General features: G+C 50.5%; 19 protein-coding genes. 11 read left to right on the forward strand and 8 right to left on the reverse strand.

The genetic code is table 11. The features are described from left to right. Positions 1-16: 16 nt before the first annotated feature. A complete protein-coding gene (locus AC286M_RS17515) occupies positions 17-382 on the forward strand; it encodes a DUF1823 family protein (protein ID WP_488205616.1) in 366 nt (121 codons plus the stop codon). 48 nt (positions 383-430) lie between these two features. Here AC286M_RS17515 and AC286M_RS17520 read toward each other — a convergent pair whose 3' ends face one another. The 3 genes from AC286M_RS17520 to AC286M_RS17530 form a co-directional block, all read right to left on the reverse strand. Continuing rightward, a complete protein-coding gene (locus tag AC286M_RS17520; RefSeq protein WP_488208847.1) occupies positions 431-847 on the reverse strand; it encodes a sensor histidine kinase in 417 nt (138 codons plus the stop codon). Further along, positions 771-2315 carry a sensor histidine kinase gene (locus AC286M_RS17525; protein WP_488205617.1) on the reverse strand — a complete coding sequence of 515 codons (1545 nt, stop codon included), beginning with the start codon at positions 2313-2315 and terminating at the stop codon, positions 771-773. Before AC286M_RS17525 ends, AC286M_RS17520 begins: the two co-directional genes overlap by 77 nt. A gap of 64 nt (positions 2316-2379) precedes the next feature. Further along, complete coding sequence (locus tag AC286M_RS17530; RefSeq protein ID WP_488205618.1) at positions 2380-3663, reverse strand: glycoside hydrolase family 19 protein; 1284 nt, start codon at positions 3661-3663, stop codon at positions 2380-2382. Between the two features lie 281 nt (positions 3664-3944). Between AC286M_RS17530 and AC286M_RS17535 the strand changes: the two genes are divergently transcribed. Beyond that, positions 3945-4514, forward strand: coding sequence for a TFIIB-type zinc ribbon-containing protein (locus AC286M_RS17535; RefSeq protein ID WP_488205619.1), 570 nt, complete (start codon positions 3945-3947; stop codon positions 4512-4514). Between the two features lie 54 nt (positions 4515-4568). Next, the gene (locus AC286M_RS17540) at positions 4569-6242 is read left to right on the forward strand and encodes a dipeptide ABC transporter ATP-binding protein (RefSeq protein ID WP_488205620.1); all 1674 of its coding nucleotides are present in this window, start codon (positions 4569-4571) and stop codon (positions 6240-6242) included. Between the two features lie 69 nt (positions 6243-6311). Here AC286M_RS17540 and AC286M_RS17545 read toward each other — a convergent pair whose 3' ends face one another. Beyond that, complete coding sequence (locus AC286M_RS17545) at positions 6312-6506, reverse strand: replication restart DNA helicase PriA (protein WP_488205621.1); 195 nt, start codon at positions 6504-6506, stop codon at positions 6312-6314. Positions 6507-7414: 908 nt separating this feature from the next. On the opposite strand from AC286M_RS17545, the gene AC286M_RS17550 reads away from it, so the two are divergent. The 4 genes from AC286M_RS17550 (at position 7415) to AC286M_RS17565 (ending at position 10023) form a co-directional block, all read left to right on the forward strand. Then, positions 7415-8329 (forward strand): ion transporter, encoded by a 915-nt coding sequence (locus tag AC286M_RS17550; protein WP_488205622.1) that lies wholly within the window; start codon positions 7415-7417, stop codon positions 8327-8329. A 121-nt stretch (positions 8330-8450) separates the two neighbouring features. Continuing rightward, positions 8451-8744 (forward strand): hypothetical protein, encoded by a 294-nt coding sequence (locus tag AC286M_RS17555; protein WP_488205623.1) that lies wholly within the window; start codon positions 8451-8453, stop codon positions 8742-8744. Positions 8745-9011: 267 nt separating this feature from the next. Next, the gene (locus tag AC286M_RS17560; RefSeq protein WP_488205624.1) at positions 9012-9188 is read left to right on the forward strand and encodes a hypothetical protein; all 177 of its coding nucleotides are present in this window, start codon (positions 9012-9014) and stop codon (positions 9186-9188) included. A 139-nt stretch (positions 9189-9327) separates the two neighbouring features. Next, positions 9328-10023: an ATP-dependent Zn protease gene (locus AC286M_RS17565; RefSeq protein WP_488205625.1), complete on the forward strand. Its 696-nt coding sequence runs from the start codon at positions 9328-9330 to the stop codon at positions 10021-10023. A gap of 4 nt (positions 10024-10027) precedes the next feature. On the opposite strand, the gene AC286M_RS17570 is transcribed toward AC286M_RS17565, so the two are convergent. From AC286M_RS17570 to AC286M_RS17585, 4 genes are all read right to left on the reverse strand, one after another. Next, entirely contained in the window at positions 10028-10645 is a 618-nt protein-coding gene (locus AC286M_RS17570; protein ID WP_488205626.1) for a hypothetical protein, read from the reverse strand. 25 nt (positions 10646-10670) lie between these two features. Beyond that, the gene (locus tag AC286M_RS17575; protein WP_488205627.1) at positions 10671-10973 is read right to left on the reverse strand and encodes a hypothetical protein; all 303 of its coding nucleotides are present in this window, start codon (positions 10971-10973) and stop codon (positions 10671-10673) included. 92 nt (positions 10974-11065) lie between these two features. Continuing rightward, positions 11066-11308 carry a hypothetical protein gene (locus tag AC286M_RS17580; protein ID WP_488205628.1) on the reverse strand — a complete coding sequence of 81 codons (243 nt, stop codon included), beginning with the start codon at positions 11306-11308 and terminating at the stop codon, positions 11066-11068. Next, a complete protein-coding gene (locus tag AC286M_RS17585) occupies positions 11305-11685 on the reverse strand; it encodes an acyl carrier protein (RefSeq protein ID WP_488205629.1) in 381 nt (126 codons plus the stop codon). Before AC286M_RS17585 ends, AC286M_RS17580 begins: the two co-directional genes overlap by 4 nt. Before the next feature lie 13 nt (positions 11686-11698). On the opposite strand from AC286M_RS17585, the gene AC286M_RS17590 reads away from it, so the two are divergent. The 4 genes from AC286M_RS17590 to AC286M_RS17605 all read left to right on the forward strand — a co-directional run bounded on the left by AC286M_RS17590 (position 11699) and on the right by AC286M_RS17605 (position 14076). Then, a complete protein-coding gene (locus AC286M_RS17590; RefSeq protein ID WP_488205630.1) occupies positions 11699-12082 on the forward strand; it encodes an MGMT family protein in 384 nt (127 codons plus the stop codon). A 60-nt stretch (positions 12083-12142) separates the two neighbouring features. Further along, complete coding sequence (locus AC286M_RS17595; RefSeq protein ID WP_488205631.1) at positions 12143-12784, forward strand: hypothetical protein; 642 nt, start codon at positions 12143-12145, stop codon at positions 12782-12784. A 45-nt stretch (positions 12785-12829) separates the two neighbouring features. Further along, positions 12830-13330 carry a hypothetical protein gene (locus AC286M_RS17600; protein ID WP_488205632.1) on the forward strand — a complete coding sequence of 167 codons (501 nt, stop codon included), beginning with the start codon at positions 12830-12832 and terminating at the stop codon, positions 13328-13330. Between the two features lie 164 nt (positions 13331-13494). Continuing rightward, positions 13495-14076, forward strand: a complete 582-nt coding sequence (locus AC286M_RS17605; RefSeq protein ID WP_488205633.1) for a Uma2 family endonuclease — start codon at positions 13495-13497, stop codon at positions 14074-14076. Positions 14077-14118: the final 42 nt, after the last annotated feature.

Below are 14118 nucleotides of genomic sequence, written 5' to 3' on the forward strand. Positions count from 1 at the left end.
GAAATTGCTAATTGATATGTCAGATCTACCGCCACTCACGACTGAAACCATCTGGGCGATCCTCAACGAAGAATTAGATGATGCCACGGTGAATCAACTGGTGTGGCACTACTTGGGCTATCGCTATGACGAATCGACCCAGCAGTGGGACATCACTCAAGTTGAGGAAACCTGGCGCGAGAAGTATCCTGAACCGCCCAATTTTATCGAAAGCCGTCCGGCGACAGTGCAACTGACCCGCTCAATTCCAAAGACCAATAAGCAGCTGTTGAAAGAAGAGTTGGGCTTTAAGGGCTATTCAGTTGATCAATTGATTCCTCGCTTGACGCGTCGGGCAACGATGGCCAATTGGTTGTTGAGCTACCGTAAGCAGCATCCGTAATTCGAGCTACTCGGAATCGGTAGCGGTCTGGAGCAGTGAGGTGAGGGATTAAACGGCTGTGGGTTGGGGGGCCGATGCGGCGATCGCACTGGGTGACATCTTCGGTTGGCGGACGGGGATGCGGATGATAAATGCTGCACCTCGACCCGGTGTGGACTCGCAGTCGAGCTGGCCGCGATGCATATCAACAATGATTTGGTGGCTGATGGAGAGGCCGAGTCCTGTGCCTTTGCCGACTGGTTTCGTCGTGAAGAACGGATCAAATAATTTGGTTCGGATATTGGCTGGAATACCAGAGCCAGTATCCGAAATCTGAATTTCAACCCAGGCTTGCTCGATCGGGATAGTAGCGAACTGACTGGCCTCAGGGTTGGGCGCGAATTTCTCATCAGAGGAACGACCGTTTGCACTGCAAATAGAGGTGGAAATTGTGATGGTATTCGCTTGCTGATCGTATATAGTCAGTCAAGGGAGTGCGATCGCAACTTTCCAGTGCATCAACGGCATTCATCAAGATATTCATAAACACCTGATTGAGCTGACTGGGGAAGCACTCGACTAGCGGCAGTGAACCGTAGTGTTTTTCGACTTGAATCGGTGGCTGATGGGCTTTCAGGCGATTGCGCAAAATCATCAGCGTGCTGTCAATCCCTTCGTGAATATCGACAGTTTTCCGTTCAGCTTCATCCAAACGGGCAAAGGTGCGGAGGGACGCGATGATCTTACGAATGCGATCGGTGCCAACCTGCATGGAGGTGAACAGCTTGGGTAAATCACTGCGGATGAACTCAAAGTCAACATCGGCCAGTTTTTCTGCGATCGCATCTGCGGGTTGAGGGTAATGCTGTTGATAAAGCTCAATGATGTCGAGCAAATCGGCAGCGTAGGCTCCAGCATGGTTGAGGTTGCCGTGAATAAAGTTGACTGGATTATTCACCTCATGGGCAACGCCTCCCACCAGTTGCCCCAAGCTGGACATTTTCTCGCTATGTACTAGTTGCGCTTCTGCTGCCCTCTGTTCGGCCAGTAAGACTTTGACCCGCTCGATTAGCTGATTCAGAGACTGCGCCAGGGTTCCCACTTCGTCTTGGGTGTAAACATCGGCCCGCAGATCAAAATTGGACTCTTTGGCGGCCTGTTGGGCCACGCTCGTCACCTGCTGCAGCGGCTGCGTGATAATTCGACTGGTACGCAAAGCCAGTACAAATGCGATCGCACTCGATATCACTAAGCTCAGGATAATAATCTGCATGCGCAGCGTTTCAGCTCGCAGCAGGTTTGTTTCGGCGGCTCGCTCTAGCGTGGTGGCGCGATTGTTGTACTCGACGAGCTGGTCGGGAAACTCAATGAAGGCCACAAACTCTGGACTTCTGACCAAATTCAGCAGCGTCTGCTCAGCCTGAACTCGCTGGGCTGGATCAGCCGTCATCGGTAATAATTGTGCGATCGCAGTCTCCAGTTTGCCGGAAAAGACCTGAACGCTCTGCTCGTATTCGGTGAGGAGCGACTGTAAACCTGGAAGCTGTAGCGGCTCCTCTGACTGATTTTGCTGCCGCAGCAGTTGCTGAATCCCATCAATTCGCTCGATCATGGCGCGGCTCTCTTGCCGAAAGCGCTGTGGCTCCTGCAAGTAAGGAGAAAGCTGCTTGGCCGGACGGTTATAGAGAATATCAACCTGGAGCTGATTGACCAGTTGGCGCTCGCGAGCAGCGGCATTCCGGGCCGCCAGTGCTCGCTGCTGGAGCTGATTGCCGATGATTAATCCGGTTGTGGTACCGAACACTGCAATGCCCAATGCCAATATGTAGCCACGCATGATCTTGGTGCGGAGGCTACCTTTTTGCTCCAGAGAAACTGCCAATTGAAGGGGCGATTGCACCCACTGTTGTGCGATCGCAGATTGCCTAGAGGACTGAGACTCAGAATTTGGCATAGGGGTGGGAGTGAGCGATACCTTACTCTGGCAGTATTCCCGATTCTGTCCAAAAAATAGACGCCTAGATTCCGAGCAATCGCTTTGCCCGACTCAATCGCAGCGCCCGATCCTCAATGTTGGTCAACCCACCATTGATGGCACGGGTAACGGCATTGAGATCATCGCGATCGGCGAAGCGATTGATACCGCGAGAATTCCAGTACCAGCCTGCGCTGCGAGCCGCCAAATCACTGCGCTCCAGCAAGTCCGGCTGATTGATCAGCGCATTGTTTAAGCCTAACCCTAAGCTACAGGCGGTGTAGTTGCTGCGTCCGGTAATTTGGATTAGCCCCCGGCCTTTGAAGCGGCGACCATCGCCCGGTTGCGTATTGCCCAAGTCGAGCCGTCCTTCATACTGATCGCCGCTAGCCAGTTCTTCCACAAAGCGAAAACCACCGGATTCGTGGGCAATCTGAGCTAAAAAATGCGCCTGACGGAGGGGAGTATTGATATCAAACTCTGCAATTGTGACGTTAATTGGCGCGATGAACTTCTCGACATCGGCGGGTGCCTCGGGCGCAATCTGTCGCAGTTGAGCAGCGGTAATGCCTGTCGCGGCGGGAAATAAACCTTCGTAGGGGAGACGGTTAATCGGACGACTGGGCAGTGGATTGGGCGTTACTTTGCGAATTACATCGTCAATTACCGCATCCTTGGAACCGAGTTTAGGTTCATCAATGCTATCGATGTAGATTTTCAATGCATCTGCGGCTCGTAGACGATATTCCCGAAACGGCGTGCTTTCGGGCAGCAAAATTAATCCCCGATACGGATCGCGATCAGCCGGCCGGGCGGGTTGGCTACTCAAGGCGCGCAGCAGCGAATCGGCCAAGAAGTCGGTTTCCACCGGAGTTGAACTGGCAATATCGGCAATCAGCGACTGGAGGCGATTAGCGGCCTGGCGTCGCCACAGCTCAATTTGGGACTCGCTGATGTTGGTATCGGTATAGCCAAACAGGGATTCATAGGGCAGTACGCCAGTAGGACGCTCAGTGGGAAAATTCCTCAGTTCCCGAATCAGCCGATCTGCTTCCTCATCAGCCTTGACCAAATTTGGCGCATCGAGCTGTTCTAGATAAACGCGCACTCCACTGGCGGCGCGGCTGCGGAGATTAGCCACTGACCCAGCACCGAACAGGCCCACGTATGGGTCACGATTCAACGGACGGGGTGGCTGTCCAGCTAGAATACGCAGCAGGTTATCAACCAGGCCATCTTCGACCGTAAAGGTTGAGCTATTAATGCGGCGAATCAGAGAATCGAGGGTGCCAGCCGCCAAATTACGCCAGGTGTCGAGTTGCGTCATAATTCACAGGGGGGATTACGGGGGAATTAATTTAAATTAATCCCAGGCTACTGGATCTGCGATCGCAACGGCATGACCCACTTAGGCCATGTTGCAGTTGCCGCCAGGTTCATTGAATCGATCCATGATCATCAGTCATGATCAGATACCGAATATACAGCTATCCAATGGTTTAATAGAACAGATCAAGAACAATCAAATCGGTGTCAACCAGTACAAGAATCCAGACAACCTGGTGGCAGTCTGAGCATATTGAGCGCAAATGAAGGGAGAACGCACGATTGGTACAGTGTCCCAAAGATAAAAACGTCATCCTCGAATCCCAAACGATCGCGGGTGACCTATCGGTGATGTGTTGTCCAGACTGCAAAGGCACCTGGATTCCTGCCGAACAGTATCAAAGCTGGCAGGCTAAGCAAGCACCCATCGATACGTCTGCTGAAGCCCTGCTGCCCAAAATTCTGGAAGTTGAGTTCAAACAGCCGCCCCAAGATACCCGTGCAGCTCTCTGTCCCGACTGCAGCCGCTATCTGTCTCGGGCGAAGGTGAGCTTAAAAAATCCGTTCTATGTCGAGCGCTGCATGGCCTGCGGCGGTATCTGGTGCGATCGCGGCGAGTGGGAGGTGCTAGAAGCCTTGGGACTGCATACCTCGATTGAAAAGCTGTTTTCCAATACTTGGCAGGAGCGGGTCAAGGAGCTGACCTACAGCCACCGTGAACGACAGGCCACAATTGATAAACTGGGTGACGACTTGGCCGCCAAGGTATTTGAACTGGCTGAACTGCTGGAAAAGCATCCCAATGGGGATTTTGGTGTGGCCTATCTCATGCGCCGCTTCGACTCAGACTAATTTGACTAGCCAATTTGACTAGCGCAGATCAGCAGAAAACCAATGGATAAGCCGATGAGCGACGACCTATTCTGTATTGAGCATTTGCGGGTCGCCTACCCCAGCCGTTCGGGCAGTCGCACCCAGGAGACGGCGATCGAATGGGCGGTTAATGATGTCTCGTTTACGCTGCATCCGGGCGAGAAGCTGGGCTTAGTGGGGGAATCCGGCTGCGGTAAGTCCACGCTGGGTCGCGCTGTCATGCGCCTGCTGCCGCCATCCAGCCAAGTTGAAGGTCGCGTCACATTTGAGGGGAAGTCAGTCCTAGATCTGAACGATGCCGAACTGCGCCACTTTCGTGGTGAAGCCGTGGCGCTGGTTTTTCAAGACCCAATGACCCGGCTCGATCCGCTGATGACAATTGGCGAACACTGTATTGAAACCCTGCGAGCCCATCAGCCGAAACTATCGCGATCGCAAGCCAAGGAAGTGGCCATTGCCACGCTGGCAGCGGTGAATATTCCGGCGGATCGCTGGAATCAATATCCCCACGAATTCAGTGGCGGCATGCGGCAGCGAGTTGCCATTGCCCTAGCACTGTTGCTTAATCCCAAGCTGATCGTGGCCGATGAGCCAACGACCAGTTTAGATGTCACCGTTTCGGCCCAAATTCTGCAAGAGCTGACCCGCCTATGCGAAGAACGGGGCATGGCGCTGATGCTGATTTCTCACGACCTAGCGCTGGTGGGGGAATATTGCGATCGCATTGCGGTCATGTACAAGGGCAAGCTGGTGGAACTGCGCGATACAGCCGACATCTTGGCCAATCCGCAGCATGAGTATACGAAATCCCTACTCAATGCGGCTTTTCATCTGCAGGCCTCCGCCGAAAATCGTCAGACACCGCTTGATTCGATTCCCAATAAGGCACCGCTACTCAAGCTGAATGACTTACAGAAGCACTACACCATTGAGTCAAACGTTCTGGCCCGCTGGTTCTCAAAGCAACCTGCTCAAACAATTCCAGCTGTGGATGGCGTGACGCTGGAGCTGTATGCGGGTGAGATTCTAGGATTAGTGGGCGAATCCGGCTGCGGCAAATCCACTCTGTCCCGCACGATTCTGCGCCTGATTGAACCGACGGGCGGCAGCGTTAAGTTTCTGGGCGAAGATCTGACCCGTTTGCCCAAGTCGCAGGTGCGCAAACAGCGCCGCCACATGCAGATGGTGTTTCAAGATCCCCACGCCTGCCTCAATCCGACGATGACCGTTGGCCAGAGCATTGCCGATCCGCTGCTGATTCACGGTTTGGCCGATTCCTCGAAAGCGCGTCAGCAGGTGCTGGATATGCTAGAGCGCGTCGGTCTCACTCCGGCAGAGCAGTATTACGATTACTTCCCCAGCGATCTCTCTGGCGGTCAGCAGCAGCGAGTTGCGATCGCACGCGCCCTAATCACCCGTCCGAAACTGCTAATTTGCGATGAACCCGTCAGTATGCTGGATGCCAGCGTGCAGGCTCAAGTATTGGATCTAATGCTGGAACTGAAGCGGGAACTGGATTTGACCTATTTATTTATCACCCATGATTTGTGGGTGGCCCGCTTTTTGTGCGATCGCATTGCGGTGATGAATCAGGGCAAAATCGTCGAAATTGGCCCCACCCAGCGGCTCTTCACTCAGCCCCAGCATCCCTATACTAAAGTGCTGCTCCAGGCGGCTCCGCTGCTGGTCAAACAGCAGCAGGCTTAAGCTTGGTACAAACTCTGAGGGAGCTACCGCATCACAGTAGCTCCCTCACGGTTTTGAGTCATCACAACACTAGCGGAACATGGCTGGAATGCCGGGTGCGTAAGCTTCCACAACCTGAGCGGTCTCAGCATGGATCACCATGAGATAGTCACAAGAGGGACACTCAGTCCGAATAACATTGCGCTCAGTGACATGTTCGCGCTCAGCATGACTGCCACAGTTGGGGCAGTGAATGACCTGGACTAAATCCGTCTGCTGAATCATTTTCATAACCTAAAAGCCTTTTTTATCGTGCAAGCCACTGAAGTTTTAAGATCGCTGCTTAAACAAATACAAACATGAAGTAGAGATAAAGCTTTCTCACTGAATACGGTTGTCTCCAATCAACATTCACCTGAAAGCCACTCTAGAGCCACTCCTCCGAACCACAAATTGGCAGCAATTCACTTGAGATTCAAATGAGATTCAACTGGTAGCGATCGCAACAACAGGGCAATTGTTAAATAGTTGTTACACAAAACTAAACTTTTTATGTGTTGAATTGCGATCGCTGAATCAGCCAATGAAGTAAACAACAGTTAAGAAGAATTGAACTCGTTTGAGTTTATAAAACTTGAGTAACTAGGAACTCTCCTTATTATGTCAAGGCCATCCCTAGATTGCAATAATACTCCAGATATAAAACTGGGGATCGCCCACCAAGAAATGATCCCCGAAATCCCTGTGATACAGCATAGTTATGATTTAGCCACTCAGGTGGGCGTTTAAATTCAGACAAAAAATATATTCTCTTTAGTTTTTCTTACAAAGATTTTATGCATTTGAACAATAAATCAAGCCAGTGTTTAGCTGATCCCGGATGAAATCAATGTTCTCACTCTTTTGGAGCGAATCGCGCAGATCTGGGTAAAGCAACTGTATTAAAAAACACAAAAATAGCTAAAAAAAGATTAAGTATATGACATCCATAGACTTCAGTAGGAATCGCTCGTTCAATATCTATCGTCACTGTCCAAGCTAAATTCGCTCGTCAAGTTAAGATGCAGCTATTGCAGATCAATTCAACTCCCACAACCCAAGTCTGGCGTTAGAGCGATATCTTACAGAAATCTATCTTTAGTCATAAAGTTGGCAGCTAACGGCTCACGATCAATCTGTCGTTTGACAGATTATTGACGGCAGATCCTTATCCTGAAATTCGTATGGAAGGTAACGACAACACGGGCTTCTCGCAGATCTCTGCCTCCCAACCGAAAGCCTCTAGTTCCGTAGAACCTGGATCAGCGGCAGTTCTGCGCGAGCGGATTGCCCGCTATCTCGACGATCCACGAACGCCAGCGGGAGTAGCCTTTAATGGCGCGATCGCAGTTTTAATTCTGGTTTCTGCCAGCATTTTTGTCGCGGAAACTTATGACATTCCGCCGGCGGTGCAAACGGCCCTAGCCCTTCTAGACGATGCAATCCTGGCAGTTTTTATCCTGGAGTACGGCCTGCGACTGTGGTGTGCGCCGCGTAAGTGGTCGTTTGTGTTCAGCCTCTACTCCATCTTGGATTTGCTGGCGATTGTGCCGTTTCTGTTCGGCTTTATTGACATTCGCTTTTTGCGGCTGTTTCGTTGGTTCCGGGTGCTGCGACTGGTTCGCTTTCTCAATCAGCAAACCTGGCTGGGACTGGTGCGTACCGACGATGGCATTGTCCTAGCTCGGATTGTATTCACGCTGTTTTCCATCACCTTTATCTACTCAGGACTGATTTATCAAGTAGAGCACCCGATCAATCCGGAGCAGTTTGCCAATTTTATTGATGCGTTCTACTTCTCAGTTGTGACGATGACCACGGTAGGCTTTGGGGATGTCACTCCCATTTCGTCGGCAGGCCGAGGGCTAACCGTACTGATGATCCTGACGGGGGTGGCGCTGATTCCCTGGCAACTGGGTGAATTGATCAAGCGGGTGATTAAAACGGTTGACCAAATTCGGCTGAACTGCCTCACCTGTGGCCTGTCGCTCCATGATCACGATGCGCTGTTCTGCAAGCGCTGCGGCACCGCTCTGCCGCGATCTCAGAATCCTTCGAATAAAAGTTAGCCACTCCATACAGCCGGTGCTGATTTTTCTCTTCTTACAAGTTTCTTATTCGGACGTTACTAAAGCGTTTATACAATGGTGTTGCTCGGTTCATCTTAGCTAGGATGCCAAGAAGCTCATCATGACCCGATTTCAGATTATTTCAGGCTCAGATATTTCTGAATTCAAGTTCTTTGCCGATGGGGCAATTTACAAAGGAGCCATTATTCACAACGGCATTTACAAGCTGATTGCCCAGTACCCATCAGATGAGCGGGTGAAAGCTTGTGCATTGGCCTGTGCAATTGAACATCAGGGACACTACGCCGTCATTTCAACTGAATCAGACGGTACGCGCAAAGTTTGGGCTGAAATTCGCTCACTGGTTAAACCCATGCCTCTGGTTCAGCTATATGAATGTCTTTCATCTATGTAATTGATGCCATCGTTTGATTGTGCTGAGGCATTTTCATAGGATGAAATCAAGCAAGCGAGGAAAGCCGCGATTGCACTTCATTCCTACTGCTAGTCCTCCAGTTCAGCACTCTGTGGGAACACTTAAGTTAAGCCCAAATTTATCCAGTCTTCATCGGACTGGAACGGAATCTGAGTGCCTGATCTGTAGTTATTTCTGTAATCAGAATTTCTGTAATCAGAAACAGTCATCAACCCGTATTGCCATTAGGAAAAGAAGAGGTGAATTATGCTTATGCTGTGGCTCACTGTTCATACCAATTTTGTCGAAGCAGAAAATTTTGAAGCCAAAGAACCTCGCCATATTGCGCGGCAAGCCCTCATTCGGTTTTGGCACTTCAGCCGCTTCTACGGTCAGTTTGTTTCCACAAATCCGGCTCACCGCTCTTTGAATGAATCAAACTAAAATCTGCAAATCCCAAAAGAGGGGGCTGATGCCGCTTAGCGGCATCAGCCCCCTCTTTTGGGATTCGGATACAATATGCAGCACGAACGGGGATCGTTTGTTACGGTAAATAGAACTGTTCGCGTGATCCCGACCTGCCATGAATCAGACCAGCATTAACCTGATTGCCATCACCATCTTTGGCCTGACGATGTCGAGTCTGCTAGGGCCGATGCTGCATATTTCGCCTGTCATACCTGCGATCGCAACGGTTGGCATTTTAGGCGTGGCAACGGTAGACAGCTTTAGCTTCCAGGGACGCGGCGGCACGCTGCTGCTGGACTGGTTAAAAATGGGTTCAGCAGAGGAAAGGGAACGGGTGCTGCATCACGAGGCGGGGCATTTTCTGGTGGCGCATCTGCTAGAGATTCCCGTTACGGACTACAGCCTCAGTGCTTGGGAAGCCTTTCGGCGCGGTTTACCGGGACAAGGCGGCGTAATCTTTAGCACGGGTGAGCTAGAGCAGGAAATTGAACAGGGTCGACTCTCCGCCCAATTGCTCAATCGCTACGGCATGGTCTGGATGGCGGGCATTGCGGCAGAAATGCTGGTCTACAACAACGCTCAAGGCGGCACAGACGATCGGCAAAACTTCCGCATCCTCTGGACGCAGCTTCAGCGTCCGCTCAGTGAATGCGAGGCTCGTCAGCGCTGGTCAGCTTTGCAAGCGAAAACGTTATTGGAAAAGCATCGGGATGCCTATGATGCGCTGGTCACGGCGATGCAGGAACGGTTGCCTGTAGAGGAATGTAGAAGTGCGATCGCAGTTCACCTGCCCACTGAACCGTCAAAGTAATTGCCTATGTCCCAGCCAAAATCGCAATCAGGATGCGAAATAGCTCCTCTAAATCAGCGGGAACGCGATAGAGGTTCAAATCTTGCTCAATGCGGCGCTCATTCCGGTTAAAAAGACCGAACTGCCAGATATCTCCGGTCGAAACGGCGCCATAGAGAATGGGATCATTGCTCTCAGTCCACTGGTCGATCGCTATGAGTTCAACTGCGAGCTGCGTGAAACCTCTGGCTAGATCTGCGTTTTTAGCCTCAATAACCAACAGATTATGCTGAGTCTGCAAATAGTAATCTAATGAACCCTTCAGTTGTTCCGAAATATTGATGGCATATTCGATTCTCAGTTGGGCTTGGGTATAGTCAATCAATGCCAAGACAACTGGAGCAATGAGAACTTCCCGCCGAGCCGCTTCGCTAGTCAGACTGACGTAGGGTAGACGGCGCTGCATACTGCTTTTGAGATTGGCAAGCTGGCTGAGTTCAATGTCTGATCGAGGTAGGGTGAGCGCGCTGCGCTGAAGCGATACGCCAAATTCTGCCAGAATGTCATCTGGCTCATAGGCCATTTCAAAATAGTTGCGGAACGTGTAGGACTTTCCCGGTTCTAGAATGCTGGCTCTAGACATAATGAGACGTACCTGAAAAGCACAATTACTCTACTAAGCCACGATTCCTCTCGATTGTGTCTATCATGTCTTGAAACGATACGCCTTTTAAAACAGACAACAAGTTCACGGCTTTGGTCAGTAGATAGGATGTATCTTCATAATCATCTTGATTAGGCAAAACAATTTGAATTGGTTTACCTTGATCATCTATACCCTTCTCGAAAACAAGTAATTTTGGATTGGGGTGACTGATCGCAGTCCAGTGATGTTGTTGGAGGTAGGCCACGATTTCGGCAACATGAAGCTCCTGAATTGGAGGGTAATTTGACAAGACTTCGGGAGTCATGACCACTCTCCTATTTTGACATTCTGCATGGGTAACGCTAGCAATGCTCATCCAGCACAATCGCACTGAGACGACTAAGCATTTTCAAATTATCATGCATTCCAGTCAGGAATAATATGGCGTAACTGTTCTGCCAAATTCCAATCGGCTGGGCGTTCCTTTGGATCGAACCAAGGTGAGTCTTGCTTAAGCCAGTTGTCACGATAAGCTGGATTATCATCGTAGCCATACTCACAACCACAGCACTCGCAAATTTGGAAAGAATGACGGATCTCTTCTTCATCTATTGATTCTGACCAGGGCAATCCGCAAATTGGACAGTTAGAAATCTTCATACCCGAACTCTGTCATACAAATACTCTACTAAGTCAGAGATGCACTCAATCTTGATCAACTCGTGCTCAGGAATCGCTAATCCAAATTCTTGCTCAATTGCCGTAGAATAGGTGGCTGCGTCAAAGAAACCGAAAACTCCCATGTCATAGGAAAAATGCGTTGTTGCATGTAGCTCCGAAAACTGTGCGCCAGTTTGCTCACACAGAATACCTGCAACTATGGCTGCTATCTGCTGGTGCGACTCAGAGAAGCAACATTTAGCCCCACGGTGTGCATCATCCGAATATCGTAAACCCGGACGATGTGGTGGACGGAACTGATCGAGAAAACTCATGATTTGATTGAGTAGGTTCATGCTTTTAATGATGAATGTCAATGATTATTCGCCTATGACAGCTTACGAGCAGATTTACAAAATTGTGCGGCAAATTCCAATGGGCCAGGTGGCAACCTATGGGCAAATTGCTGAGTTGGCGAACATGCCGGGGCAGGCGCGGCTGGTAGGCTATGCGCTGTATCGCGTGGTGGAAAAAGATGAGGTTCCTTGGCATCGGGTGATTAATGCGAAGGGAGAAGTGTCGCACTCGCCGTTTCGGGAAGGTTCGGACTATCTTCAGCAGGAGTTACTGGAGCAGGAAGGGGTCAAATTTAATGAAAAAAACAAAATCAAATTGAGTGAGTATCAGTGGCGACCAGAATGGTCTGTGTCGGAACGTGGAGTTGTGTTGCATTCGCAGCAAGAAACCCATGCAGAAGCCGATGTAACTGATTAGTATGGTTTTAGAAACTGTAATCTGCTGCCTGAATGCCACCTGCCATCTGCGATCGCAAACGTGACTGACTCTGAACTTTCGACCCAAGCTGCTCAATTCGATTCATCTGCCTATTCCACTCAACCGAATCAATCGGCTCAATCGGCCAAGTCCACTCCTCAAGCGCCATCTGAGCTATCAACTCCAACGGCTCAAGCTGAACAGTTGCCTCAGCCGACTCCGCCAGTCCAGCCAGCCCTGATTGCGCTGACGCTCGACTATGCGGCGCAGGATGTGCGGCGGGTGTTGGAGGAGCAGCGGGAGCAAAGTCAGGTTTTGACGACAAAACTTAACATTCTATTTGTGACGAATGGTGCGCTGCTGACCAGTTTGACTATCTCGCAACTGATCTTTCATCCGAGTATCTTCAGCTTGGCTGAAATTACTGGATTTGCGGTGAGTTTTGTCCTATTGGTGCGAGCGTATTTACCCCGTCAAGTGGCGGTGAGTCCCAATCTGGAAGACCGCAAATTTTTGGAGCGCTATCTGGTTCTGACGCCGGATCAGTATCAATTACAGATGCTAGCCAATTTGACTGAGATATATAATGCGAACAAGCAGCGAGTGGATGATGTCTCTCAAACACTCAAGTATGCTGCCTACAATACCCTTGCGATCGCAGGTATTCTGTTAACGCACATTTTGGCGACCTATTTCGTCTAAATGGTTGGCAAATCCTGCACATCGCCTGTCGCGTTGGTCTCCGTTATGAATCCTCCGATTACTGAAATGTCCCAAAATGGATGTTCGGCTCAGGAAAACCTCTGTATTCCTGAACCCGATAAGGAGAACATCACGGTTTTATCCAGTGAGTTACCCAACAGTCCAATTTTGCCTTGGCACCATTTCGATTCGCCCTGGATCGATGAAGATGCTGAATCTGCTGAAACGGCTGATGATGTGAGTGACGCAGAAGAGAGTTCCACTGAGGCCGTGCCTGTGGAAGAGTGCCCTGCGAGTCCGGTAGAGGCGGTTGAAACAGCATCGGCTGAACCCGCACCTGCAAAACCGACAGATTCAGACGCGACGGCAGCAACGGCAGAACAATCAGAGTCATCAACGACGGTTCTTGATGTCGTGGTGGAACCCTCTCAGGAAAATCATCAACCCGCGACCGAACAACCCACTGTCACGCTAATCATTCCTCCACCGGATCTAGACGCGCTGCTCATCGACCAACCCCCTAATCACCACGATTCTGCCGCTTAACCCGTGAAGTACTCTGTAAATTAAGTTGATGGTTGATGTGCCGCGTGGAGCACGGCACATCAACCATCAAAACCCATTAAAACAAAGTTGACAGAATATTAAGCAGGCGTTGTCTACTACATTTTGTGATTTGGGTAAGACCTTACTGTTGCAACGACCTAGCTATGTCGATCGCCACTCAGCGCTTAACTCTAGAGGAATATCTGGCCTATGACGATGGCAGTGATGTTCGCTATGAGTTGCTGAATGGGGAACTGCTGCCGATGAGTTTAGGGACTGGTCGTCACGGAGCCATCATCAAGCGGTTAGAGGGTATTTTGGATGATGAGATTGAGCGTCTACAGCAGCCGTGGATTGCGCTGGCGGGAACAGTTGGGCTGCAATCGCCTCGGGGTGAAGCCTGGGATACAGTGCGGATTCCGGATGTGACGGTGCTAACGTTGGCGCAATGGGAGACATTGCAAAACCGGGAAGCGGTCATTCGTCTGAACGAGCCGCCACCGTTACTGGTGGTGGAGGTGGTGAGCGAGTCTACGAAGAGTACGGACTATCGGGCCAAGCGGGCAGAGTATAGCGTGCTGGATATTCCAGAGTATTGGATCGTTGACCCGCTGAAGGAGAGGGTAACGGTGTGTATGCTGTTGGAAGGGTGGTATGAGGCAGCAGAGTATTCAGGCACAGAGGTGATCGAGCCACCCATGTTTTCAGCCTTGCAGTTGATTGCTGAGCAGATTTTGCAAGGATAGCTTACTGACGTGATGTGCAATTTAGAATGTCATCCACATCCT

This window comes from Thainema salinarum CENA647, from assembly GCF_057732415.1.